Annotated in this window: 21 protein-coding genes and 1 pseudogene; 9 read left to right on the top strand and 13 right to left on the bottom strand. The window is 61.1% G+C overall.

Annotated features, from left to right (window positions below):
* Positions 1–101 precede the first annotated feature (101 nt).
* A complete protein-coding gene (locus H597_RS34920) occupies positions 102–239 on the top strand; it encodes a hypothetical protein (RefSeq protein ID WP_154668153.1) in 138 nt (45 codons plus the stop codon).
* Positions 240–246: 7 nt separating this feature from the next.
* Here the strand turns inward: H597_RS34920 and H597_RS0117535 are convergent, their stop codons facing one another.
* The 9 genes from H597_RS0117535 to H597_RS31410 all read right to left on the bottom strand — a co-directional run bounded on the left by H597_RS0117535 (position 247) and on the right by H597_RS31410 (position 6,750).
* Positions 247–564 (bottom strand): hypothetical protein, encoded by a 318-nt coding sequence (locus H597_RS0117535; RefSeq protein ID WP_028103269.1) that lies wholly within the window; start codon positions 562–564, stop codon positions 247–249.
* A gap of 220 nt (positions 565–784) precedes the next feature.
* On the bottom strand, positions 785–1,366 hold the full coding sequence (locus tag H597_RS34915) for a hypothetical protein (protein WP_051293889.1): 582 nt from the start codon (positions 1,364–1,366) through the stop codon (positions 785–787).
* 18 nt (positions 1,367–1,384) lie between these two features.
* Positions 1,385–2,734 carry a replicative DNA helicase gene (locus H597_RS31430; protein WP_161630625.1) on the bottom strand — a complete coding sequence of 450 codons (1,350 nt, stop codon included), beginning with the start codon at positions 2,732–2,734 and terminating at the stop codon, positions 1,385–1,387.
* Positions 2,735–2,738: 4 nt separating this feature from the next.
* Entirely contained in the window at positions 2,739–3,557 is an 819-nt protein-coding gene (locus H597_RS33400; protein WP_051293887.1) for a YdaU family protein, read from the bottom strand.
* A 2-nt stretch (positions 3,558–3,559) separates the two neighbouring features.
* Positions 3,560–3,988, bottom strand: a complete 429-nt coding sequence (locus tag H597_RS0117515) for a hypothetical protein (RefSeq protein ID WP_028103268.1) — start codon at positions 3,986–3,988, stop codon at positions 3,560–3,562.
* Entirely contained in the window at positions 3,975–4,352 is a 378-nt protein-coding gene (locus H597_RS0117510) for a hypothetical protein (RefSeq protein WP_028103267.1), read from the bottom strand. The genes H597_RS0117515 and H597_RS0117510 overlap by 14 nt, the downstream gene beginning before the upstream one ends.
* A gap of 8 nt (positions 4,353–4,360) precedes the next feature.
* Positions 4,361–4,552, bottom strand: coding sequence for a helix-turn-helix domain-containing protein (locus tag H597_RS31415; RefSeq protein ID WP_035374579.1), 192 nt, complete (start codon positions 4,550–4,552; stop codon positions 4,361–4,363).
* Between the two features lie 323 nt (positions 4,553–4,875).
* Positions 4,876–5,391 (bottom strand): hypothetical protein, encoded by a 516-nt coding sequence (locus H597_RS34910; protein ID WP_154668152.1) that lies wholly within the window; start codon positions 5,389–5,391, stop codon positions 4,876–4,878.
* 78 nt (positions 5,392–5,469) lie between these two features.
* Complete coding sequence (locus tag H597_RS31410) at positions 5,470–6,750, bottom strand: site-specific integrase (protein ID WP_051293886.1); 1,281 nt, start codon at positions 6,748–6,750, stop codon at positions 5,470–5,472.
* A gap of 390 nt (positions 6,751–7,140) precedes the next feature.
* Between H597_RS31410 and H597_RS0117490 the strand changes: the two genes are divergently transcribed.
* From H597_RS0117490 to H597_RS0117480, 3 genes are read left to right on the top strand one after another with little or no spacing between them, the layout of a single operon-like run.
* Positions 7,141–8,091 (top strand): GNAT family N-acetyltransferase, encoded by a 951-nt coding sequence (locus tag H597_RS0117490; RefSeq protein ID WP_028103264.1) that lies wholly within the window; start codon positions 7,141–7,143, stop codon positions 8,089–8,091.
* Positions 8,088–8,642, top strand: a complete 555-nt coding sequence (locus tag H597_RS0117485; protein WP_028103263.1) for a GNAT family N-acetyltransferase — start codon at positions 8,088–8,090, stop codon at positions 8,640–8,642. Before H597_RS0117490 ends, H597_RS0117485 begins: the two co-directional genes overlap by 4 nt.
* Positions 8,643–8,702: 60 nt before the next feature.
* Positions 8,703–9,692, top strand: a complete 990-nt coding sequence (locus H597_RS0117480; protein WP_028103262.1) for an acyltransferase family protein — start codon at positions 8,703–8,705, stop codon at positions 9,690–9,692.
* A gap of 30 nt (positions 9,693–9,722) precedes the next feature.
* Here the strand turns inward: H597_RS0117480 and H597_RS0117475 are convergent, their stop codons facing one another.
* Together H597_RS0117475 and H597_RS31405 are read right to left on the bottom strand one after the other, a co-directional pair.
* Positions 9,723–10,370: a hypothetical protein gene (locus tag H597_RS0117475; protein ID WP_154668151.1), complete on the bottom strand. Its 648-nt coding sequence runs from the start codon at positions 10,368–10,370 to the stop codon at positions 9,723–9,725.
* Positions 10,371–10,575: 205 nt separating this feature from the next.
* Positions 10,576–11,130: a GNAT family N-acetyltransferase gene (locus H597_RS31405; RefSeq protein ID WP_229632202.1), complete on the bottom strand. Its 555-nt coding sequence runs from the start codon at positions 11,128–11,130 to the stop codon at positions 10,576–10,578.
* 77 nt (positions 11,131–11,207) lie between these two features.
* Between H597_RS31405 and H597_RS35955 the strand changes: the two are divergent.
* A pseudogene (locus H597_RS35955) lies at positions 11,208–12,122 on the top strand (acyltransferase family protein); the annotation flags it as partial.
* A 37-nt stretch (positions 12,123–12,159) separates the two neighbouring features.
* Here H597_RS35955 and H597_RS34210 read toward each other — a convergent pair.
* Together H597_RS34210 and H597_RS0117455 are read right to left on the bottom strand one after the other, a co-directional pair.
* Positions 12,160–13,158: an AAC(3) family N-acetyltransferase gene (locus tag H597_RS34210; RefSeq protein WP_083941160.1), complete on the bottom strand. Its 999-nt coding sequence runs from the start codon at positions 13,156–13,158 to the stop codon at positions 12,160–12,162.
* Complete coding sequence (locus tag H597_RS0117455; RefSeq protein ID WP_051293884.1) at positions 13,151–14,344, bottom strand: hypothetical protein; 1,194 nt, start codon at positions 14,342–14,344, stop codon at positions 13,151–13,153. The genes H597_RS34210 and H597_RS0117455 overlap by 8 nt, the downstream gene beginning before the upstream one ends.
* A gap of 231 nt (positions 14,345–14,575) precedes the next feature.
* Between H597_RS0117455 and H597_RS0117450 the strand changes: the two genes are divergently transcribed.
* From H597_RS0117450 to H597_RS0117435, 4 genes are all read left to right on the top strand, one after another.
* Positions 14,576–16,312 (top strand): asparagine synthase-related protein, encoded by a 1,737-nt coding sequence (locus H597_RS0117450; protein ID WP_028103257.1) that lies wholly within the window; start codon positions 14,576–14,578, stop codon positions 16,310–16,312.
* A complete protein-coding gene (locus tag H597_RS0117445; protein WP_028103256.1) occupies positions 16,309–17,751 on the top strand; it encodes a lipopolysaccharide biosynthesis protein in 1,443 nt (480 codons plus the stop codon). Before H597_RS0117450 ends, H597_RS0117445 begins: the two co-directional genes overlap by 4 nt.
* 200 nt (positions 17,752–17,951) lie before the next feature.
* Positions 17,952–19,595: a methyl-accepting chemotaxis protein gene (locus tag H597_RS0117440; RefSeq protein ID WP_028103255.1), complete on the top strand. Its 1,644-nt coding sequence runs from the start codon at positions 17,952–17,954 to the stop codon at positions 19,593–19,595.
* 325 nt (positions 19,596–19,920) lie between these two features.
* The gene (locus H597_RS0117435) at positions 19,921–21,210 is read left to right on the top strand and encodes a nucleotide sugar dehydrogenase (RefSeq protein WP_028103254.1); all 1,290 of its coding nucleotides are present in this window, start codon (positions 19,921–19,923) and stop codon (positions 21,208–21,210) included.
* Positions 21,211–21,220: the final 10 nt, after the last annotated feature.

The following is a 21,220-nucleotide window of genomic DNA, read 5'->3' as shown; positions in this document are numbered from 1 at the left end:
GAATCTTTTGGAACGGTGGCCCTTTCCACATCCCATTGCGTGTAAGGTCTTACTATCTTCCGTCATGTAAGGCATGCAATGGCGATGCTTAGGAGGCCCCCATGATTCCACCAATCCAGAACGTAAGGCTGCGCTCGATTCGTCGCTGGATGCAGGACCAGCAACCGCAGAACTTCCATCGCTGGAACCAGTCCGGGGAGCTGGAGTCGCGGATATTCATTGCGGCGCAAAGTAGTTGACTGCCGATTACAGCCCGGCTTGATCGAAGATCTTGCGCATAGCCAGGTAACCAGCTGCGTCACAGGCAGCACGTGCCAGTTGAATTGAACGAGCGGTTGGACGGTTCTGCTTCAGCAGTTCACGCAGGATATGCTCATGTGGGAAGCCGCCGGCGCTTGCGGCAGCGAGGATACTGTCGAGCAAGCGCAGTGCATATTGCTTTCCCTCAGGTGTTGAATCATTGGGATCGCCATACACCGTATCGGCAGCGATCAACAGCACATGCGTTGGCGTGAGCGGAACCGGGGCGTCGTCGTCTGTCCTGGGCGTGTTCTTCATTGTCATTGTTACCTCCTTGTTCGGTTAAAAATTGCGAAGTAATAGACAGGCTTTAGCGCATCACGATAGCCGGGCCACCTTTTTGCGGACATGTTCCCAGCCTTGATACGATTGAGTACACGCTTCGAGTAACTTGCGAGAGAGTTGGCGCTCCTCGATGGCTTCTCGGGACGTTAGCCCGTGTTTCAATGCGTTCATGCTGATGCGTTTCTTGCCATCATCGGTCCTAGGCCCTGTTGATCGTTGCCAGGGTTGCCAAGCCTGGATCAGCTCGCTTTGGCGTCGCCGCCGCTCCTGCGTCCAGCCGTTGCTCATCGCATGCCTCCATTAGTTTGTTTTGGTTGAAACCGCATACTTCTAATGGCTTACTCGTTTCTGCTAGGAGGTTGTTGACCTGTTGTTGCGCGGCTATATTTGCCTGGCTGATGTAGGTTGGCGAAGGTGGCTGCTTGAGCTGAATCAGTGCTTCAAGCGTGGAACGCGCTTGGCTTTGCGCTCGTAATGCCAGCCCGAGTTGGGTTTGCAGCAGGCGTGGGTTGGTCTGGGCCGCTGCGCGATGCGTTAGGTTCGTGAACACGCCCTGCAAGGCCACGGCTTGGCTGACCAGCATTTGCTCGACGACCGAAAGGTCGCCCCCCTGAACCTTCGCCGCCAGAGCGTTCAAGGAATCCACCAGCGGTACCAGCTGTTGCGGGCCGAATAGGGTGCTGAAGCTAGAAAGGATCAGCGCTGCATTTGCTGGTGCGTTGGTCGCAATTTCTGCCGTGATCGAGGCGGGCATTACGGTTGCGGTTTCTATGTTCGCCATGTTTTCCACCGGGCGTGGTTACAGGTCGCGGGCCAGCCCACGGCGCTGCGAGTTGACGTGTGGATCGCTCGGTCGCGGGCGGCGTGCGGTGATAAAACGGGTGTACGGTCCCTGGTACTCTAGCAGCACGTCGTCCACCTTGCCCTGGCGGTTCTTGGCCACGAATACGTCGGCAAAGCCCTTCAGATGGGTCTGCGGGTTGTCTACTTCTTCGCGGTGGACAAAGATGACGATGTCAGCATCCTGCTCGATGGCGCCGGAATCGCGCAGGTCGGCCAGTTGCGGACGCGACTTGTTGGCCCCGTTGCGGTTCAGTTGTGACAACAACAGGATGACGATGCCCAATTCCTTCGCCAGCGATTTCAGGCCACGGGTGATTTCCTCAATTTGCGTGTTGCGGTTCTTGCGCGGATCGCCGTCGCCCGACATCAGTTGCAGGTAGTCGATGACCAGCAGCTTCAACCCGTGCTTGCGCTTGTGCTGGCGGGCCTTGCGGCACACCTGCAGCAGGGTCAGGCCCTCGCTGTCATCCAGCCACAATGGCATGTCGGCCATCGTGATGTTGGCTTGGCCGAAGCGGTCCCATTCCAACGACGACATGCTGGCTCTGATGATGTTTTTCAGATCGATGGACCCAACCTGTGCGAACTCGCGGTCAAGCAGGTCGTCGTTCATCATTTCCTGGGACAGCACGCATGTAGGATAGCCTGCGCCGGCCACGTTGGTGGCGATGTTCATCGCCAGGGCCGTCTTGCCCATAGACGGTCTTCCAGCGACGATCACCAGCGCGCCGTCACGCGGACCACCCGTGAGCAATGCGTCCAAGTCTTCAAAGCCGGTTGGCGTGCCGCGCACCACCCCGTCGGTGCGGCCTTCAAAGCGCTCCAGATAGGGCACCATGGCCTCGGCCAGCCGCACTGGCTCCTTGATCACGACGCCCTGGCTTAGCGTCCCCAGCTTTGACTGCAAGGCGTCCAGCTCTTCCAGCACCGGGCGTGGTCCAGGACGGCGCAGTATCTGTGCGTATTCGTTTAGCATGGCCAGGGCGGTACGGCGCACGGCACGGTCGCGCACGATGCTGGCGTAGTAGCGAACATTGGCCGCGCTTGGCACGCTTTGCGCGATGGAGTTCAGGTACGCCATGCCATCCGGCAGGTCCGGTAATGCCAGGCCGACCGTCACCACGTCGGCGCGCTGCTTGGCCTTGATCTGGCGCAGAACTTCGACATACACCATGCGGTGGTCGGCGCGGTAGAAGTGGTCCGGTGCCAAGTCGCCCAGGTCGTCGATGGCGCCGTTATGGCGCAGCAGTGCACCGATCACCGATTGCTCAGCCTCCTCTGCGAATAGCGGTAATGGGTCCAACATGCAGTTAGCGGTCATAGAACGCCTCGCGGATTTTGGTGAAATTGGATTCCGTCACGATCCACTCCAAGTTTGCGTAGAACGGACGTTTGCCTGGACCATGTTCACGTCCGGTCAAGAATGCATTGCCAGCTACGTACTCGAAGAGACGGCGCCAGTAATCCAGATTCTGGCGTTGTGGCGCTTCATTCCAGCGTGCGCGAAGTTTGGCTTGCCGTGCCTTGGTCCAGTCGCGGATTGCTGGGCACATGGGAAGGCACTCGTGGTACAGGGTGATGATTTCTTCGTGTGGGCAGGGGGGCGTCGTCTTCGCCACTTTGCTGCGTTTTGTGGCGGATGGCGGCGCGTCTTCGGCAGCGCCGATGACAACTCCCCCGTCAGGGGGAGTAAATGAATCTGGTTCCTGGTTATTGGTTAATGGTTCTTGGTTAGCAGTGCTGACGTGATGCTCCAGCACTGCTCCAGCACCGCTAGTCATCTGTACGGCTGCTGCTTTCTTGGTGTCGCGTCGTTGCTTGGCAACTTTGCCACCTTTGCTGCAATTTTCTTGCTTATCCCAGTATTCGATCAGATTCGATTCGCAGGTTAAGTGGCGCCAGCCATTGTCGGTCGCAATAAAGTATTCGCGCAGAATTTGCTTTACGGCCAGAACTTCTTCTTCGCTGTGGGCCAGCAATTTGCGGCACAGCGCAGCTTCATCGCTGGTTAGCGGTTTTTCGGTCAAGTGATACAGATCGATCATGTCGCGGTAAATGCTGCGCTCGATACGTGTCAAGTGGCGGGTGTCGCGGTCGAAGTCACCGATGTTGTGGGGGTAATAGAACATGTTCACATGCTCCCCAATATGGAGAGGAGCGCGTAGGTGATAACAGCTTCCTCCGGGCCGATGGCGGCGTCAGCAGAGGTTTCAATGGACGCAACCGGTTCGCGGGGCATACTTGCCCGGACTTCGGTGCGCGGGCGCACCGTCAACGATGGGGAAGGGAAGCGTACTTCGGCGTCGTCACCGAAGTGGCGCATGACGTCATCACCTTCCATGTAGTAGAACGCCTTCCAGTGGGGAGGATGATCGGGTACTTCAATCTTGACGAAGAGGTGGCAGACGTGATGACCTGCCTTGCGGACGTTATCCGCGATGCCCGACACTTCTTCGTCGTCCTTTTCCCTGAAGTACTTGGAGTGCTTGAAATCGCCGCTGGTGACCGCCTTCAGGAACTTCAGGTCGGCGTCGTTCAGGAATGGGTCAGAGCGAGTCATTCTTGCGCTCCTGCTTTTTGATGTGCTGCAACACTTTGCGGGTGTCGCGCTTCGTTAGGCAGCAGACCATTACCATGTCGGTTGCGGCGTTGCCCTCAATTGGGCTGGGAACCATGACGATCTGCACGTCCAGATCGAGTGCACGCAGCTCGCTTACCAGGCCCTGCGCATCCAACGTGCCGGCGGCTCGGGCGACCTGTGCCAGCGGCGTTGGGCCATGCAGCAGTTGCTGGAGGGCGGCGCGATGACGGTCGTCGGTCAGCGACAGCGGCTTGCTGCGGGTTCGAGCTGGGGCATCGATGACCTGGCTTGTCACCAGAGAACCGAGGAGCTGGAGTTGGAGCGGTGGCATTGCGGGAACCATTACGCCTCCTATTTGTTGTAAGAGGCTTCAATGGTGCGCAGTACCAGGAACGCTTCGAGGTCGCTCAGGCGATAGCGGACCAGGCGACCAACTTTGATGTACGGCAGCGGGTAGCGCTTGGTGCAGCGCCAGATCGCCAGAGTCTGTTCGCTGACTTCGAGGTAAAGCGCGGCGACGTCCGGGCCGACGTGTACTGGCATCGAGGCGAGGCACGATGGGTAGTCTGGGGAAGTCAGCTCCGACGCAAGCATAGGTTGCACGCTTTCGTAGCATGGGCTGCGGGGGGCGGATTTGCTAGGTGCTGCTTCAACAGCTGGGGGATTCGGAATTTTCATTTTCACTCCAAGTTACTCATCCTTTCCGCACTTTGCGGTGGATTGCTTGAAGTGATGGTAGGTTCATACCCCTCAAATAGCAGGTCCATTTTGCGCGTGAAAGTGGACCCGATTTGAGCTATTGGTGTTATTGCCCCCGTTTCCAGTGGGGTGCCAAGTTTCTGTGGAGTTAACGTGGTTCGCTCAGCTCACGCTGTCGCGGCCACTATTGCTGCTGGGAATGTAATTTCCGCATAGCTGTAGGTATCTGCCTGATCCTTTCGTTTTTGGGGAATGCTTTTGATGAATTTGCCATGATTTTCATACACGAACACGACGTCACGAGAACTTATGCCGAGTTTGCCGGCGATTGTTATGGCGTAAATTCTTCTTGTCATGCTGCGACCCTCAAGGCGGTAGCGGAACAGCTCTGCAAGAATTTTCGATGCGAGCATCGCACGGCGTTGTCGGGTGACCCGTTTTTTCTTTCCATTGTTGGTCCAGCCCACGGCATGATTTGGGCTACGGTAACGTCCCGAGACTAGACCTCGCTGTACATCCTGTGCAGCATCGGCAAGCCACTCTGGCGAAGGTACCTTGAGCTGCGGGGCCAACAACAATGCCTCAAAGAGCGCTGATCGATCACCGGCAACGAATGCGCGATGCAACCTTGCTAGTTGCTCATCCGTAGACTCCAACTCTTGTTTGCTTTTCACTTGAGACATTCCCTCCGAGAAAATCGTGGCTCTTGAACCTTCTGACCGGCTGCGTCGAACGCATGGTAAGAACGTGCCCGCTGATACCTACGCGCCGAAGTAGTAGTACTCTTCCGAAGATGTATCAATGGTGGCTGGTGCAGGTTTGCCAGGCTTGTTTGCCATCATGGCTGCGGTGGCCATTTCGACCGACTGGCGGACCGGCGCCTGCGTCAAGCGTGCATAGATCAACGTGGAAGCCATGGATTTGTGCCCCAGGGATTTGCCGATAACCAGCAGCGAGCTACCGTTAATGGCTTGCCAGCTACCGAGAGTTCGGCGCAGGTCGTGAATGCGTACCTCTTGAATACCTGCTTCCTTGAAGATTGAACTCACGCCGCGCTTCGGCGACTGCAAATGCCCGGTTTTACCCTTGCCGGGGAATACCCACTGCTTATGCTTGCCTTCGCGGAGTTTCAGGACCGCAACCGCTTCAGGTGTAAGTTGAACATCGACCGGATCGCCATTTTTCGAGTCAGGAATAGACCATACGGCCCGGTCCATGGAGATATTGTCCCAGCTCATGGCAATGAGGTTCCCCTTGCGGGCGCCAGTGAAGATCGCCAACAGAATGAAGTCGCGTGCATCAGTGTTGGGGGTACGATCAAGCACGTCCAAAAGGCGGCTCATCTCGTCTATTTCCAGGAAACGGTCGCGGTCTTGGATTTTGAGAACGCCGATATCTTCTGCAGGATTGGTGCCGACAAAAATTTTTGCTTTGATCACGACATTAAACACGGACCGTAACAGCTTCACCGCATGGTTGGCGGCACCCTTGCCAGAATGCTTTGCGAGCGAAGCCTTCAATTGTGCGGCGTCAGTGGGCTTGATGTTAGACAGGCGGCGGTTTTGCCAGTTCACCGAGCCGGCGGACTTGGTGCGCAGTTTTCCGTGTTTTTTGCGAGGCGCGTCAGAGAGTGCGCCGAGGTACCGCTCAAAGTCGCCACGCATCCCATCGATGGTTTTCAGGCCGTTGGGTTCGGCGTGATTCTCAATGAACCACTTAAATGCCTCGCCCAGCGTCATCTCCTTGCGCTTCACGCGCAGCGTTTCGGCCGGGTCGCTACCCAGGGCGATGCTGTTCTTGATCTGCAGGGTCTTGGTGCGCGCCTGTTCGATGCTTAAGTCGGGGAAGGCGCCGAGGGTGATGCGGATGGGGGGACCGTTTTTGGTGCGCTTGAATACGCCGAATTGCTTTTTGCCAGTTGGACCAACGCGCAGGGACAGACCGGGTTCTTTCAGGTCGTGATAAGTATCACGCTGGCCTGGCGACGCGGGCGGCAGTTTGTTCAGGGCTGCTACTGTGAATACAAAGCGGTTCTGCTCCACGGGCACTCCTCAGGCAACGCAGAAAACTGGGTTACGCTAGGGTTACAGTGTAGCGTTAACTGCCGGAATTTTAAGTAATGTTGAAAAATTAAATCGCCCGCACTAACTCATTGAAAAATAATGGAAAGCAAACCAGATGAAAGTTGGGAAAATTTGGGAGTGGAGCAGGCCTTCTGCCTCCGAAGCCGAGGGTCGTGGGTTCGATCCCCGCCAGCCGCGCCACATTTTTTCCTCGCCCGATTCCGTTCCGGCTTGCGCCGGCCGTAGGCACTCGTTAATATTATGTAAATTTTGTTAACTGGATGCTTGCGCGCCCATGCTAGATGTATTGATTACAGTCGAAGTGGACATCTGGTACCGCTCCGAACAGTCTTGTTGCCGGAGGCGTAGATGAGCCACTGGGAATTGCGCCAGGTTCCGTTTAATTTCTCTCTGAGCGACTTGACCCTGGGCAGCGTGGCCGTGGCGCTGCAAGTGCGTCCGGAAAAACTCGGTGCGCCAGTGCGCCAGCCGCAAGCCTTGCAGGCGCCGGTGCAGGAACTGCTGCCCGGCAGCCAGGGCTTTGTCGAGCGTGGCGTTCCGCTCGAGGAACAAGCGCCGGTGTTCCGCGCAAGCGGCGACTACCTGTGTTACGTGCCGCAGCATTATCGCCATTGCTTCATCGACCTGGGCATGGGCTTCGAGGCTTACCAGGCCAAGTTCTCTTCCAAGACGCGCGCCACCATCACGCGCAAGGTGCGCAAGTTCGCCGAACAGACTGGCGGCACGCTGCGCTGGCAAGCGTACCGCACCCCGGCTGAAATCGAAACCTTCCTGCAACTGGCCTTGCCGCTCTCGCGCCGCACCTATCAGGACCGCCTGCTTGACGCCGGGTTGCCGACCACCGAATCCTTCCGCGCTCAAGCGCAGGCCTGGGCGGCCGCCGATGCGGCACGCGCCTACCTGTTGTTCGATGGCGAACGGGCCGTGTCCTACCTGTTCTGTCCCGCCAGCGAAGGCGTGCTCAGCTACTCCTACCAAGGCTACGATCCTGAATACATGAAGCTGTCGGTTGGCACCGTGCTGCAATGGCTGGCGCTGGAAGACCTGTTCAAGGAGGGCAAGTTCCGCTTCTTCGACTTTACCGAAGGCGAGTCGGATCACAAGCGCCTGTTCGCCACCGAGCAGCGCCTGTGCGCCAATATTTTCCTGGTACGCCGCAGCGTGGCCAACAGCCTGCTGCTGCGCGCGCATTACGCCATGAACCTGCTGTCGGGCTGGCTGGGGCGCGTGGTTGAACGCTTAGGCCTGAAGGCGCGCCTGAAGCGCATGCTGCGTTTTGGCCGGAGCGCTGCTGCATGAAGGAACTGCTCAAGCGTCTCGCCCACGTCGTGCTGGGCGAATACGCCATTTACCGCATCTTGCAACGCCGCACTGCTGCCGGCCCGGCCCCGATTCCGCCACAGGCCGCCGGCTTTGACATTGGCCCGGTGCAGCGCGCGGAAATCGAAGCTTGTTCGGATCCCCTGATGCGCGAGCAAGCTTTTTACGCCGGCGACGGCGCCTGCGCCTATGCCTGCCGCGAGGGGGGGCGGATCGTCGGCCTGTGTTTTTACTGGTACGGCGAACGCTACCGCCCGCGCGGTTTTTGGCCGTTACGGGAGGGGCAGGCCAAATTGGTGCAAATCATTACCGCGCCTTCCATGCGCGGCCGCAAGGTGGCGCCGGCTTTGATTACCGTTTCGGCCGCAGACTTGGCGGAGCAGGGGTTTGAATGCCTGTTTGCGCGTGTGTGGCACAACAACAATCCATCCTTGCGCGCCTTTGCCGCGGCAGGCTGGACCCGTTGCGCTCTGGTGGTGGAAGTCAATCCCTTGCGCCGAGCGCGACCGTGGCGCCTGCGCTTTCCATGAGTCAGCGCAGTCCATGCTGCTCGTGCAAGAACAAATCCTGACTTTTCCTGGTGCTGCGCCATGACGAATAAACCGAACCTTGACCTGTTGCGCGCCGTGGCAGTCCTGTTCGTGCTGTTCGCGCACGTGTTCCGCACTGCATCCGGCCATGCTGCGCCAGCCACGTATGCGATGGGGCAGTTGGGCGTCATGATTTTCTTCGTGCACACCAGCCTGGTGCTGATGCAATCGCTCGAACGCCAGCAGGCAAGCGGCACGGCCCTGTTCAAGCGCTTCTATATCCAGCGCATTTGCCGCATCTATCCCTTGTCGATGACCCTGGTGCTTGGGATCTATTTCCTGATGGATCAGAACTGGACCCATTTCGAGTTGTTCGCCAATCTGGCGCTGGTCCAGGACCTGACGTACGCCCGGCTGATGAGCGATCCGCTGTGGTCGCTGCCACTGGAAGTCCAGATGTATTGCATGCTGCCGTTTTTGTTCGTGTTCTTCCGCCACCGGCCGCTGAAATGGCTGCTGGCATGCTGGCTGCTGACGCTGCCGCTAACCCTGGTGCCGACGCTGCTGACGCCGCGCCTGGATGTGCTCTCCTACATACCGTGCTTCCTGGGCGGGGTGATTGCCTGGCGGCTGCAGGATCGGGAGCGGCTGCCTGCTTGGCTGTGGCCGCTTACCCTGGCTGTCTTCAGCCTGGTCTACATCCTGTTTGCCGAGACGCGTGCGAATTTCTATTCTTGTTGGGCACTTTGCCTGGCGTTGGGCCTGACCATTCCGTGGATGCGCCAATTGCGGACGCCGGCCTTGAATTACGCGAGCAAAACCATTGCCAAGTACAGCTATGGCATTTACCTCTTCCATTACCCGATGCTGGCTTTGTGCTTCGATACGCTGGCCGGCAGGCATCCCGTGCTGCAGTGGGGCCTGTTCTGGGCCTTGATGGTCGTGTTGCCTTTCCTGGGCTATCACTTGATTGAACACCCGATGATCAAGGTTGGTGCGGCGTGGTGCGAACGCAAGGCGACAGGTGCCGGCGCGCTCACTGCCGCTTGAGGCCATGCCAAGGTGGGAAGGTCGGTGTTATCAGCCGATGATCGACACACTCGCGATATACGTTGCCTCCCCGCCTAAATTTCGCATCACTAACTGCGACGCCGAAAGATAGTGGAATCCCGGCGAATCGGGCCAGGGGTCAATGACGCCGATATTTGTAATCCTTGGTTCGAACAGGGAATCAATGTATTCCGCCAATACAATGACCATCGCGTGCTGAGTATCGCCATAAAGCAAGGGCCGACCCGCAATGAGTTCGTTGATAATGAAGCGGTTATCGATTGCGTAAATTCCGTTCGTAAAGTCATAGCCAGCGGTGACGACGGATTGGAAAGTACGTCCGGAATCATCGATCCAGGACCGGCTTAACAGCCCGGTAATCTGACTTGAGGGCCCGGGCGTGCAAACGATCGCGCCGCCAAGAGCAGACTGGACGATTCGCATTTGATCGACTGCATGATGATTGTCCGCGAAGATCATCGAGATCGACGCTGCCCAACACCAATAAGGACACGCCTGTACGATACGGATAGGCGATTGGACTTGAGCCACTTTTCGGAGCGGGGCTGTTGTTGCTGCTGGTGCCGAAGGTGCAGACGGATTCGTGGCGTCCCCGCCACCACCACAGCCGATCAAGATCCCACCCGCGAGTAAAGTCAGCGCAGATCTGCGGTCCATGACATCCCCCTTTTCTGTGATTGCCACCTTTCAATACAGGCTGCTAATTTCCAGGAAAGCTCTCGAAAAATTGCGCTGGCTTTCGCATGACTTGGAATTCGGCGCTGCGAATTAATGCTGGCATTGCGGGAAGGACCAGCTTTCGATATTTCTCAAATGTGCGCGGCATCGAAACGTGACTCGGGCAACTTCAGCGGCAAGCTGGTCAGGGCCAATCGGGCAGGCTGAACTCCCAGGTCTCGCTGATCATGTCCTTGCCAAAGGCGTGAACCGGTTCCTGCGCCACCAGCACATAGCCCTTCCTCTGGTAAATCAGGCGTGCTTCCTTTTGCTGGTCAGTCGTCCACAGGCGCATCTTGCGCTTACCCACCTGGCGTGCGAAGCGGTGACATTCGTCCACCAAGTGCGATCCGAGGCCATGGCCACGCGCCTGCTCCTCCACCAACAGCAGCCGAAGCTTGCCCACACGCTCTTCGCCACTGCGCGCCAGCACGATGGAGCCGACCGGTTCGCCATGCATTTCGGCGATCCAGCAGCGCTCAAGAGCGGGATCGAAATCGCGTTCGAAGTCGGCACAGATCTGGCCAATCATCGTTTCGAAGCTGCTGTCCCAGCCCTGCTGCCGGGCATACAGCGCGTGTCGTTGCGTGATCCATGCCAAGTCCTCGGGACGGTGGGGGCGCAGCACAAATGGTTGTGTATCCTGGTCGCGGCTTTCCGATGCGCGGGGCGCTGGCACACTCATTTTCAGGCTAGTCATTTTCATCTCATCGAATGGGTAATGTGATGAATGTAATGTTTCACAATTGACATTGAAAATCGCGCGCGTTGGCGGTCATGCGCACCATTGCGCTTGCTCAAGTGCCGAGCGGCGCTCCTCATGCAGACTGGAAGTCCCGCACCGATGCGATCGGAGCCGCGATGCTCAAGCCGAATCTGGATTTCCTGCGCGCGGTCGCCGTGTTGTTGGTGCTGGCCGCGCATGTGGCGGGCTACACCATCCGCACCAATCCCACCTCGTTCGCGCTGGGACAATTGGGCGTCATGCTGTTCTTCGTGCACACCAGCCTGGTGCTCATGCAGTCGCTGGAACGCCAGCAATTGGCCGGCGCGGCCATGTTCCGCGCCTTCTACCTGCAACGCGCCTGCCGCATCTACCCCTTGGCTGCCGTCATGCTGCTGGGGATTTACTTGTTCATGGATGCGCGCTGGACGCCGTTCGAACTGCTGGCCAACCTGCTGCTGATCCAGAACCTGGTCTATGCGCGCTATATGTCGACCGTGCTGTGGTCGCTGTGCCTGGAAGTGCAGATGTATTTGCTGCTGCCGCTGCTGTTCCTGCTATTCAGGCACAGGCCGCTGCGCTGGCTGCTGGCCTTGTGGGCGCTGTCGATCCCCCTGGCCCTGTTGCAGCCGATGCTGAGCCCGCGCCTCAGCGTGGTTGAATTCGCGCCCTGTTTCCTGGCCGGCGTGCTTGCCTGGCGCCTGCAGGACCGGGCGCGGCTTCCCGGCTGGATGTGGCCGCTATTGCTGGCTGCCGCCTGCCTGGTCTTCGTCGTTTATGCGGAGCCGCGCGCCAATAACTACGGCCGCTGGCTGGTGTGCCTGGCAGTCGGGCTGGCCATTCCCTGGCTGCGCGAGCTGGCCGCGCCGCGCCTGAACCGTGCCTGCAAGTTCATTGCCAAGTATAGCTACGGCATCTACCTGTTCCATCCGCCCTTGATGTGGCTGGCGTTCCGCACGCTGGAAAAGGTCCATCCGTTCTGGCAGTGGGGCGTTTTCCTGGCGCTCATGGTACTGCTGACTGGACTTGGCTACCATCTGGTCGAGCTGCCGATGATACGCCTGGGGGCGCGCTGGTCGCAGCGCCCGGCGGCCTTGCCGCCAATTGCTCCGGAGTGGAATAGATAGTCAGGTTTTCGCCCGCCAGGCGCTGCAGGTGCTCGAAGAAGCCGCGGGCCGGGATCCACCACGACGGTGCTTCGCCCACCTGGCCTTCATGCAGCAGCCCGGCGCGCTTGAATTCCTCCATGAACCAGGCCCGCAGGTCGGCGCGCGAGCGGTGGTCGATGCGGCGCTGCGCCAGCTCCGGATCGAAGGGACGCAGTGCGACTTCGCAGCGCTGGCCGGTGCCGTCGATGCATGGCAGGCGGTAGCGTTCCTTACCCCACACAGGCACGGGGAAATCCTCGCCCATGGCGTCTTCCAGGACGTGATAGAAGGTGACGGGGCCCATCGAAATGCCCAGCCCCAGTACCTTGGCATTCTCCAGTCCGACAAAGCGCTCCCACGGCGAACCCTTGCCGAACACCGACGGCGCCTGGTGGTGGGCCTCGGTCAGGTAGGCCGCGTGGCGGCCCCAGGCGGAAACCGAGTGCGTCGGGTGCACGCTGCGGGAAATGCCGGCGCTGGCCAGGAAGGCTTCCGGCAGGCGTCCCATATTGGTGCCGTGTTTGCGCACATCAAACACATAGTCTTCCATCAGGCAGGTGGCGCGGATCGAGCCGCCCGGCATGTAATAAGTGGGCAGCACCAGGGTGCCCTGCGGGCCGACCGCTTCCTGCAGCGCTTGCACCACGGTGGTGGCGCCCCCATCCACAAAGCCCAGGCTTTTCAGCGAAGAGTGGATGAAGACGGCATCGCCCTTGGCAATGCCGAGCCGGTGCAGGCCGGCCACCAGCTCTTCGCGGCTGACATGGCGCAGGTTCTGTTCGGCGGCCTTGGCGCTGCGGCGCCGGCGCAGCTGTTCCAGTAGCGCCTTGGCCAGCCGCTTGGCCTGCTTAAGCATGGCGTGCTTTCAGCAAGTCCTGTTCCAGCAAATTGGCGTCGATGCAGAATTTGGCGGCCCAGTTCAGGAATTCGTATTCGCCGTAGTCGCCGTCGACCGGGAAGGAACCTTTGACCCCGCCGCGGGTTTCTTTCGGGCCGTCGATCTTGATACTGCGGCGTACATAGCGGTTCAGGCGCTGGCCGGCGTCGAAGTAGCGCTGCTCGCCGGTCAGCTGGTAGAGCAGGAACAGGCAGTGTGCGTTTTGCGCCGAGCCGGTCAGGCAGGCGTAATCGGCAGCCGGGCGCCATTGGCTGTCCAGGCGGCCGGCCAGGAAACCGTCGGCACCGATCACTTCGAGCATCCCGTTCGCCGTACGCATGGCGGCGGCCAGCAGTTCGGGGCGTTCCGACAGCAGGTAGCCTTCCAGTACGCCACGCAGCACATAGCCGATCGTGTGGCTGAGCGGGTGCTGCGGGTCGTTCAGGCAGTTGGAGGCGAACCAGCCGTTGGGCTGCTGCTTGGTCAGCGCCCAGGCCACCTGGCGCTGCCCGGCCTCGCCGTAGCCATGGCCCGGCGCAACGCGCTCGGCGGCGAACAGGCCCCAGGACACATGGGTTTCATAGGCTTTTTCGCCAGGCTTGGCAAACGGGGTCGGGTGCTTGCGCCAGCAGCCATCCTCATCGAGGGAGTCGCGCAGCCAGGCGGCGGCGCGGTGCATGGCGTCGAAGTACTTGGGATCGCCGTATTGCCGGGCGCCGGCGGCCAGGCCGAGCAGGATCTGGCCCGTATTGAAAGTGACCGGCACGCGCGGCGTGGAATCGATGCGGCCGCCCTGGAAGCCGCCTTCCGGGAACTGGATGGCGACAAACCAATCCAGCAGGCGCCTTGCCCGCTGGTGCAGTGCGGCGCTCTCCTGGCGGCAGGCCAGGTCGATCATGGTGGGAATGATGTAGCCGGTGGTTTCGGGATAGGATGTGGACCAGCCCTTGACCAGGCTGAAATCGCGGGCCATGCCGCCGTCGGCCGAGGCGGAATGGTCCTGGGCCGCGCACAGCCAGTCGGTGCAGGCGGCAATCACGGCATCGATGCCGGGATCGTCGGGCGGCAAGCCGCGCTGGTCGGCGGTGCGTTCATCCGCAGCGCGCTGCGGTAGTGGCGGAGGCGGCGTGAACCGGGCTTTGATCGAACTGAACAGCTGGAGCATTTGACCCCCGTGAAAAGTTGCCATTTAACCATTCGAATCATGCCAGCAGCGCCGCTTGAGTGTCAATTGTATTAACTGAATGACATTGCCTGACCTGTGTCATTCAGTTAATATAGTGGACATTTTGTCAATCTTTGCGCTACCCGCAGTGCTTGCGGCTACCGACCATCTAACTTATCCTAATTGCAATCCGATACGCTGGTACGGAATGCACACCTAATCCTCGCTACCATGTCTATCTTTGCCGGAATTGTCGCCCGCCATCCCGCCGCCACCTTGCCGCCCGCGCTGATCGACCAGCTGCGGCGCAATCTTTCGCGCCATCCGGGCGATGAGGCAAGGTTGCGTGAAATCCACACCAGCCGCAGCTTTGTTGTCAGTCTGGAGCTCGGCGCACTGGGCGGCAGCGGCGCCTATCACGGCGACGGCCTGCATGCCTTTGTGGCGGGTGCGCCACTGCTGCAGCCCCCGGGCGCCGCCGCCCTGGGCCGCGACGCCAGCCTGGCGCAGCTGGCCCATGAGCTGGCTGCCGGCTCCCAGGACGGCTTGCGCGCCAGCCGCGGCACCTATTGCCTGGTGGTGGCGCACGACGATGGGCGCCTGCACCTGGCCACCGACAAGTGCGGCGTGCGTCCGCTGTATTGCTGGATTCAGAAGGACTTTGTGATCTTTGCCACGGCCCAGCGCATCCTGGAAGCGCTGCAGGGCATGCCGCGCGAACTCGACTTGCAAGGCGTGGCGGAAGCGGCCTGCTTCGGCTTCCCCCTGTCGGACCGCACCCCTTACCGCGACATCGTCTGCCTGCACGCCGGTGAAGTGCTGAGCGTGGATGGCGCCGACCTGCAGCGCCGCCGCTACTGGCGCTGGGACCAGATCGCGGCGCGTCCCGCCGGCGGGGAGCCGGGGCCGCAGCGCCTGTACCGTATCTTCCGCGAGGCCGTGCGCGCACGCCTGGGCGGCGACCACGCGGCGGCTGCCTTCCTGAGCGGCGGCCTGGATTCGCGCGCCATCGTGGCAGCCCTGCGCGATGAGGAGGTGGCTGTCGCCACCAGCAATTTCGCCCCGGCCCAAAGCCAGGACCAGGGCCTGGGCGCCATGGCTGCCGAGCGCCTCGGCACCACCCATAGCCGCCTGGAAATGCGCCCCTTTGTGGAAGGCGACCCGTACAGCAAAGCGTCCGTGCTCGAATGGCTGGGCAAGGCGCAGACCACGGCCGGCCCATTGCCGCGCCCCCAGGTGATCTGGTCCGGCGACGGCGGCAGCGTTTGCATGGGAGCGGTCTACCTGACCGAAGCCATGTACGCCGCCGTGCGCGCCGGCCGGCCCGACCAGGCGCTCGGCATTTTCCGCGACTTCAACCACTGCCACCTGTCGGTGCGCCTGATGAAGCCGGAACTGGGCCGCCAGCTGCAGCAGCAGGTGGAGCAGGGCATGCGCGCCGAACTCGATGCGCTGACCCCGCGCGACCCGGCCCACAAGATGTTCCTGTTCCTGGTGCTGAACGACCAGCGCCGCCACCTGTTCCACCATTTCGAAACGCTGGATACCACGCGCATCGAGTTCGAGCTGCCGTTCTTCGACGGCGAGCTGCTGGAAGGCGTGCTGTCCGAACCGGCCGACCCCTTCCTGCGCCACGTGTTCTACATGGACTGGCTGGCCTGCTTCGGCGGCGGCGTGCTGGAAGTGCCATGGCAGGCCTATCCGGGCCATGTGCCATGCCCGCTGCCGGTGCCGACGGAAATGAGCTACCAGTGGGACGAATTCGGCCCCGAGCAATTGCGCCAGCATGCGCGGCGCGGCGCCGACAGCCTGCGCAGCATGCTCAAGGCGCCGGAGTTCGCCGGTAAGTACCTGAGCCGGTTTACCACCTATGCCTTCCTGCTGGCCATGCGCCTGGGCAAAGGGCGCCTGTCCTTCCACCTGCGCCTGCCGAACAGCCTGCACCGCTATTGGGTGCGGACCCAATGAACCTGCAGTCCGAAGTCGCACGCGGCGTCAAATGGGTCGCGGGCGCAAAGCTGGGCAGCCAGGTGATCACCTGGGGCATCACGATTTATGTGATGCGCCTGCTGCTGCCGACCGACTATGGCTTGCTGGCCATGGCCACTGTGCTGCTGGGCCTGCTGCTCATGTTTTCCGAAGTCGGGCTGGGGCCGGCGCTGGTGCAGCGCAAGGAAGTCAGCGAGCAGGACTTCCGCAAGGCGCTCGGCATCATCTGGCTGGTCAACCTGCTGCTGTTTGCGCTGGCCAATGCGGCGGCGCCCCTGGTGGCGGCCTTCTACCATGAGCCGCGCCTGCAAGCGCTGGTGCATGCGCTGTCCTCGCAATTCCTGCTGCTGCCGCTGGTGGTGCTGCCCGACGCGCAGCTGCAGCGCGACCTGGCGTACCGCGAGCGCTCGCTGATCGAACTGGGCGGGGCCGTTGGCGGTAGTCTGGTGACGCTGGCCCTGGCCCTGACCGGGGCGGGCGTCTGGGCGCTGGCGCTGGGTACCCTGGCCAGCCTGCTGTTGCGCGCGCTGGCGCTGAACTGCTGCGCGCCCAGTTACTGGCGGCCGCAGTGGCCGGGGCAGGGCATGGGCGCCTTGCTTGGTTTCGGCGGCAAGATGACGGCGGCGCGCCTGCTGTGGTATTGCTTCATGCAGGCCGATATCCTGATTGTGGGCCGGGTGCTGGGCGACCAGCTGCTGGGCCTGTACTCGGTCTCGATGCACCTGGCCTCGCTCCCCATGCAGCGCATCACGGCCATTCTCAACCAGGCCCTGTTCCCGGTGCTGGCGCGGGCCCAGCACGATATGCCGGCGATCCGTGCCGGCGTCCTGCAAGTGCTGGGCTATGTGGGCCTGCTGGCCTTCCCCATGCTGTGGGGCATGGCCAGCGTGGCGCCCGAACTGGTGCACGTGGTGCTGGGACCGGGCTGGAGCGGCGCCGTGCTGCCCTTGCAGGTGCTGTGCCTGATCATGCCGTTCCGCGCCCTGGCGCAGCTGCTGCCGACCGTGACCGACGCCCTGGGCCAGCCGGGTGTGGGGCTGCGCAATGTGATCCTGGGCTGCACCGTCATGCCGCCCGCTTTCTATCTAAGCAGCCGCTGGGGCATCCAGGGCATCGCCTTTGCCTGGCTGCTGGTGTACCCGCTGGTGCTGATGCTGAACATGCGCCGCATGCTGAAGGTGATCGGCCTCGGCGCCGGCGACGTGGTGCGGCGCGCCGGCCCGGCCGTGCTGTGCGCGGCCCTGATGTTCGGCGCCGTCACCCTGCTGCGCGCGCCGCTGGCCGCCCAGCCGCGCGCCTGGGCCCTGGTGGCGGAGGTGTTGGGCGGCATGCTGGCCTACGGCCTGGCCTGCCTGGCCTTCAACCGCGCCATGGTGGCCGAAGTGCGCGGCATGCTGCGGCGTGGCGCCGCCGCTTGATAGCAAGCCGCAAGTGTTGCGGCTTGCCTATAAAATTTTTCAATCGTAACTTTTGGTGAGTTTCTGCAACGCACCGCCTTCCTATACTTCAGCCCATGACATGGCAGGCGGCCCCTGATCGCGCCCCATTCCGGCCATGCGGACCCCAACTCCCGGTTCGTGCGAAATCCATTCCCAAATAGCCGAATAGGAGTACCGCCATGCGCCTCAACACCCCTGTCACGAGCCAGGAGTTCATCCTGGACGAGGGCAAGACCATTGTTTCGACCACGGATCTGAAGGGCAAGATCACCTACGCCAATCCCTACTTCATCGAAGTCAGCGGCTTCACGGAGGACGAACTGATCGGCGCACCGCAGAACATCCTGCGCCATCCCGACATGCCGGCGGAAGCCTTTGCCGACCTGTGGACCTCGATCAAGGCCGGCATGCCGTGGAGCGGCATGGTGAAGAACCGCTGCAAGAACGGCGACTTCTACTGGGTCTATGCGCATGTCACGCCGGTGATCGAAGCGGGGCGGCCGGTCGGCTATATGTCGGTGCGCACCAAGCCCAGTCGCGACCAGGTGGCGCAAGCCGATCGTCTCTACCGCGAAATCCGCGACGGCAACCCGCGCCGCCTGCGCCTCGAACGCGGCCGCCTGCGCCAGCGCGGCTGGCGCAACTGGGCCAGCCAGCTGCGCGATCTGTCGCTGGCCCGGCATATCGGCATCGGCATGGCGGCGCTGACCGGCCTGCTGGCCTTCCTGGCGGTCTCCGGTGCCGCGCAAGGGGCGCCCACGTGGCTGACCCTGGCCAATGCCGGCTTCATCGCGGCGGCGCTGTACTTCTGGTATTCGCTGCACCGCGCCGTCGTGCTGCCGCTGCGCCAGGCCACCGGTTTCGCGCGCAAGATGGCGGGCGGCGACCTGACGGGGGTGCTGGAAATCGGGGCTGACAATGAAATGGGGCAGTTGCTGGCCGCGCTGCGCCAGACCAACGTCAACCTGCACAGCATCATCGGCGACGTGCGCAGCAATTTCGACGAGATCCAGACCGCCACCAGTGAAATCGCCAGCGGCAACATGGACCTGTCGGGCCGCACGGAGTCGCAGGCGTCGAGCCTGCAGCAGACCGCCGCCAGCATGGAGCAGCTGACCAGCAATGTGCAGCAGAGCGCGGCCAGCGTGAACAGCGCCAACGAGCTGGCCGGCCAGGCCTCCAGCGTGGCGGCGGCCGGCGGCGACATCGTCTCGCAGGTGGTGCAGACCATGGACGATATCAGCCAGTCCTCGCGCAAGATCCTCGACATCATCGGCATGATCGACGGCATCGCCTTCCAGACCAATATCCTGGCCCTGAATGCGGCGGTGGAAGCGGCGCGCGCCGGCGAGCACGGCAAGGGCTTCGCGGTGGTGGCCACCGAAGTGCGCAGCCTGGCCCAGCGCTCGGCCACGGCGGCCAAGGAAGTCAAACAGCTGATCGACAGCTCGATCGCCAAGGTCGACGCGGGCGCGAAACTGACCAATAACGCCGGCGCCACCATGAGCGAAGTGATCGAATCGGTGGGCCGCGTCACCCGCGTCATGGATGAGATCCAGCATGCCACCGAGGAACAAAGCCGCGGCATCGGCCAGGTCAACCAGGCGGTGGTGCAGATCGACGATATCACGCAGCAGAACGCCGCCCTGGTCGAGCAGGCGGCGGCGGCGGCCAGCAGCCTGGCGCGCCAGACCGAGTGGGTGGCGCAAGCGTTTGCCGTGTTCAAGCTGAAGGAAATCGCCGCCCGCAGTGCGGCGCCGGCGCAACGCCCGGCACTGCCGCCCGCGTCCAGCACGCGTCCCGTCATCGCCTTGTCTCAATAAACAATTATAATTTGATTAACCTCGGCGGCCTGCGGGCCGCCGCGTTGCTTTATGGTGCAGTGCGATGGAAAGGCTGTGACAGCTTGCGGGCTTCCGTGTAAAATTGACAATCCGTATCAAATGCACAAGATAATTGGCAAATGATTCATACATCATTGTCGCATTTGACCAACGGAATACTGGCAGATTGTTACACGCGCTGGCACGTAATCCTCACTTTTCCTGGTGGAAAAGGCACGAATTGTGAACTGTACATTGTAGTTGCCGGCCAACTGATATATATTATTAGCATAATAGTAATAGGTAATTCTCACGGGAACCTGATATGGATGACAACAAGGTTGTAGCAGTCGTAGGTTTGGGCTATGTGGGCCTGCCTTTGGCGGTCGAATTCGGCAAGAAGCGCAAGACCATTGGTTTCGATCTGTCGCAATCCAAGATTGAGAATTACCGCAAGTTCTGCGACCCCACCGGCGAAGTGTCGGAAGCGGAGTTGCGCGCAGCGACCCAGTTGCACGTGACGTACGACCCGGCCGCATTGGCCGAAGCCGACTACATCGTGGTCGCCGTGCCGACCCCGGTCGACATCGCCCATGCCCCCGATTTCAGCCCCCTGGTCGGTGCCTCGACCACGGTCGGCCAACACATGAAGAAGGGCGCCATCGTCGTGTACGAATCGACGGTCTACCCGGGCGCCACCGAGGAAGTCTGCATTCCTGTCCTGGAACAGCATTCCGGCCTGAAATGGCCGCAGGATTTCAACGTCGGTTATTCCCCTGAGCGCATCAATCCGGGCGACAAGCAGCACCGCCTGACCACTATCCTGAAAGTGGTGTCCGGAGATAATCCAGCAACTCTCGAAGAGGTTGCTAAACTATATGAATCGATAGTGACTGCTGGGGTATACCGGGCTTCTTCCGTGAAAGTGGCGGAGGCCGCCAAGGTCATCGAGAACACCCAGCGCGACCTGAATATCGCGCTGATGAACGAGCTGGCGATCATCTTCGACAAGATCGGCATCGATACGCTGGAAGTGTTGCAGGCGGCTGGCACCAAGTGGAATTTCCTGCCTTTCCGTCCCGGTCTGGTTGGCGGCCACTGCATCGGCGTCGATCCTTACTACCTGACCCACAAGGCCGACATGATCGGCTACCACCCGCAGGTCATCCTGGCGGGGCGCCGCATCAATGACGGCATGGCCAAGTTCGTGGCCGAGAAAACCGTCAAGCAGATGATCGCGGCGGGCTGCCACATCAAGGGCGCGAAAGTGAACGTGCTGGGCCTGACCTTCAAGGAAAACTGCCCGGACTTGCGCAATTCGAAGGTGGCGGACGTTGTGTTCGAACTGCAATCGTACGGTCTCGATGTGCATGTGCACGACCCGGTGGCGGACAACGCCGAATCGGTGCACGAATACGGTATTCGTCTGGAAGCATGGGATGACCTGCCGCAAGCCGATGCGCTGGTGGCGGCGGTCTCGCACAAGGAGCTGCTGGCGCTGTCGCTGGGCGAGCTGGCTTCGAAGCTGAACCCGGGCGGCGTCTTCATCGACGTGAAGTCGGCATTCAATATGGCAGGCCTGGAAGAAGCTGGCTACAGCGTCTGGCGCCTGTAACAAAAAAGTA

This window comes from Pseudoduganella violaceinigra DSM 15887 (assembly GCF_000425385.1).
Classification (GTDB): domain Bacteria; phylum Pseudomonadota; class Gammaproteobacteria; order Burkholderiales; family Burkholderiaceae_D; genus Rugamonas; species Rugamonas violaceinigra.
The sequence above is the reverse complement of the archived record's forward strand: the minus strand, read 5'-3'. Positions and strand labels throughout refer to the sequence as shown.

Bases quoted from the DNA above. Each gene is read 5' to 3' on its own strand.
- H597_RS34915 (WP_051293889.1), bottom strand. From the start codon at position 1,366: ATGGCGAACATAGAAACCGCAACCGTAATGCCCGCCTCGATCACGGCA.
- H597_RS0117475 (WP_154668151.1), bottom strand. From the start codon at position 10,370: ATGGACCGCAGATCTGCGCTGACTTTACTCGCGGGTGGGATCTTGATC.
- H597_RS0117485 (WP_028103263.1), top strand. From the start codon at position 8,088: ATGAAGGAACTGCTCAAGCGTCTCGCCCACGTCGTGCTGGGCGAATAC.
- H597_RS31405 (WP_229632202.1), bottom strand. From the start codon at position 11,130: ATGACTAGCCTGAAAATGAGTGTGCCAGCGCCCCGCGCATCGGAAAGC.
- H597_RS0117515 (WP_028103268.1), bottom strand. From the start codon at position 3,988: ATGACTCGCTCTGACCCATTCCTGAACGACGCCGACCTGAAGTTCCTG.
- H597_RS0117445 (WP_028103256.1), top strand. From the start codon at position 16,309: ATGAACCTGCAGTCCGAAGTCGCACGCGGCGTCAAATGGGTCGCGGGC.
- H597_RS0117455 (WP_051293884.1), bottom strand. From the start codon at position 14,344: ATGCTCCAGCTGTTCAGTTCGATCAAAGCCCGGTTCACGCCGCCTCCG.
- H597_RS0117490 (WP_028103264.1), top strand. From the start codon at position 7,141: ATGAGCCACTGGGAATTGCGCCAGGTTCCGTTTAATTTCTCTCTGAGC.
- H597_RS0117450 (WP_028103257.1), top strand. From the start codon at position 14,576: ATGTCTATCTTTGCCGGAATTGTCGCCCGCCATCCCGCCGCCACCTTG.
- H597_RS34910 (WP_154668152.1), bottom strand. From the start codon at position 5,391: ATGTCTCAAGTGAAAAGCAAACAAGAGTTGGAGTCTACGGATGAGCAA.
- H597_RS0117435 (WP_028103254.1), top strand. From the start codon at position 19,921: ATGGATGACAACAAGGTTGTAGCAGTCGTAGGTTTGGGCTATGTGGGC.
- H597_RS31415 (WP_035374579.1), bottom strand. From the start codon at position 4,552: ATGCCAGTACACGTCGGCCCGGACGTCGCCGCGCTTTACCTCGAAGTC.
- H597_RS33400 (WP_051293887.1), bottom strand. From the start codon at position 3,557: ATGTTCTATTACCCCCACAACATCGGTGACTTCGACCGCGACACCCGC.
- H597_RS0117440 (WP_028103255.1), top strand. From the start codon at position 17,952: ATGCGCCTCAACACCCCTGTCACGAGCCAGGAGTTCATCCTGGACGAG.
- H597_RS34210 (WP_083941160.1), bottom strand. From the start codon at position 13,158: ATGCTTAAGCAGGCCAAGCGGCTGGCCAAGGCGCTACTGGAACAGCTG.
- H597_RS0117535 (WP_028103269.1), bottom strand. From the start codon at position 564: ATGACAATGAAGAACACGCCCAGGACAGACGACGACGCCCCGGTTCCG.
- H597_RS34920 (WP_154668153.1), top strand. From the start codon at position 102: ATGATTCCACCAATCCAGAACGTAAGGCTGCGCTCGATTCGTCGCTGG.
- H597_RS0117480 (WP_028103262.1), top strand. From the start codon at position 8,703: ATGACGAATAAACCGAACCTTGACCTGTTGCGCGCCGTGGCAGTCCTG.
- H597_RS0117510 (WP_028103267.1), bottom strand. From the start codon at position 4,352: ATGGTTCCCGCAATGCCACCGCTCCAACTCCAGCTCCTCGGTTCTCTG.
- H597_RS31430 (WP_161630625.1), bottom strand. From the start codon at position 2,734: ATGTTGGACCCATTACCGCTATTCGCAGAGGAGGCTGAGCAATCGGTG.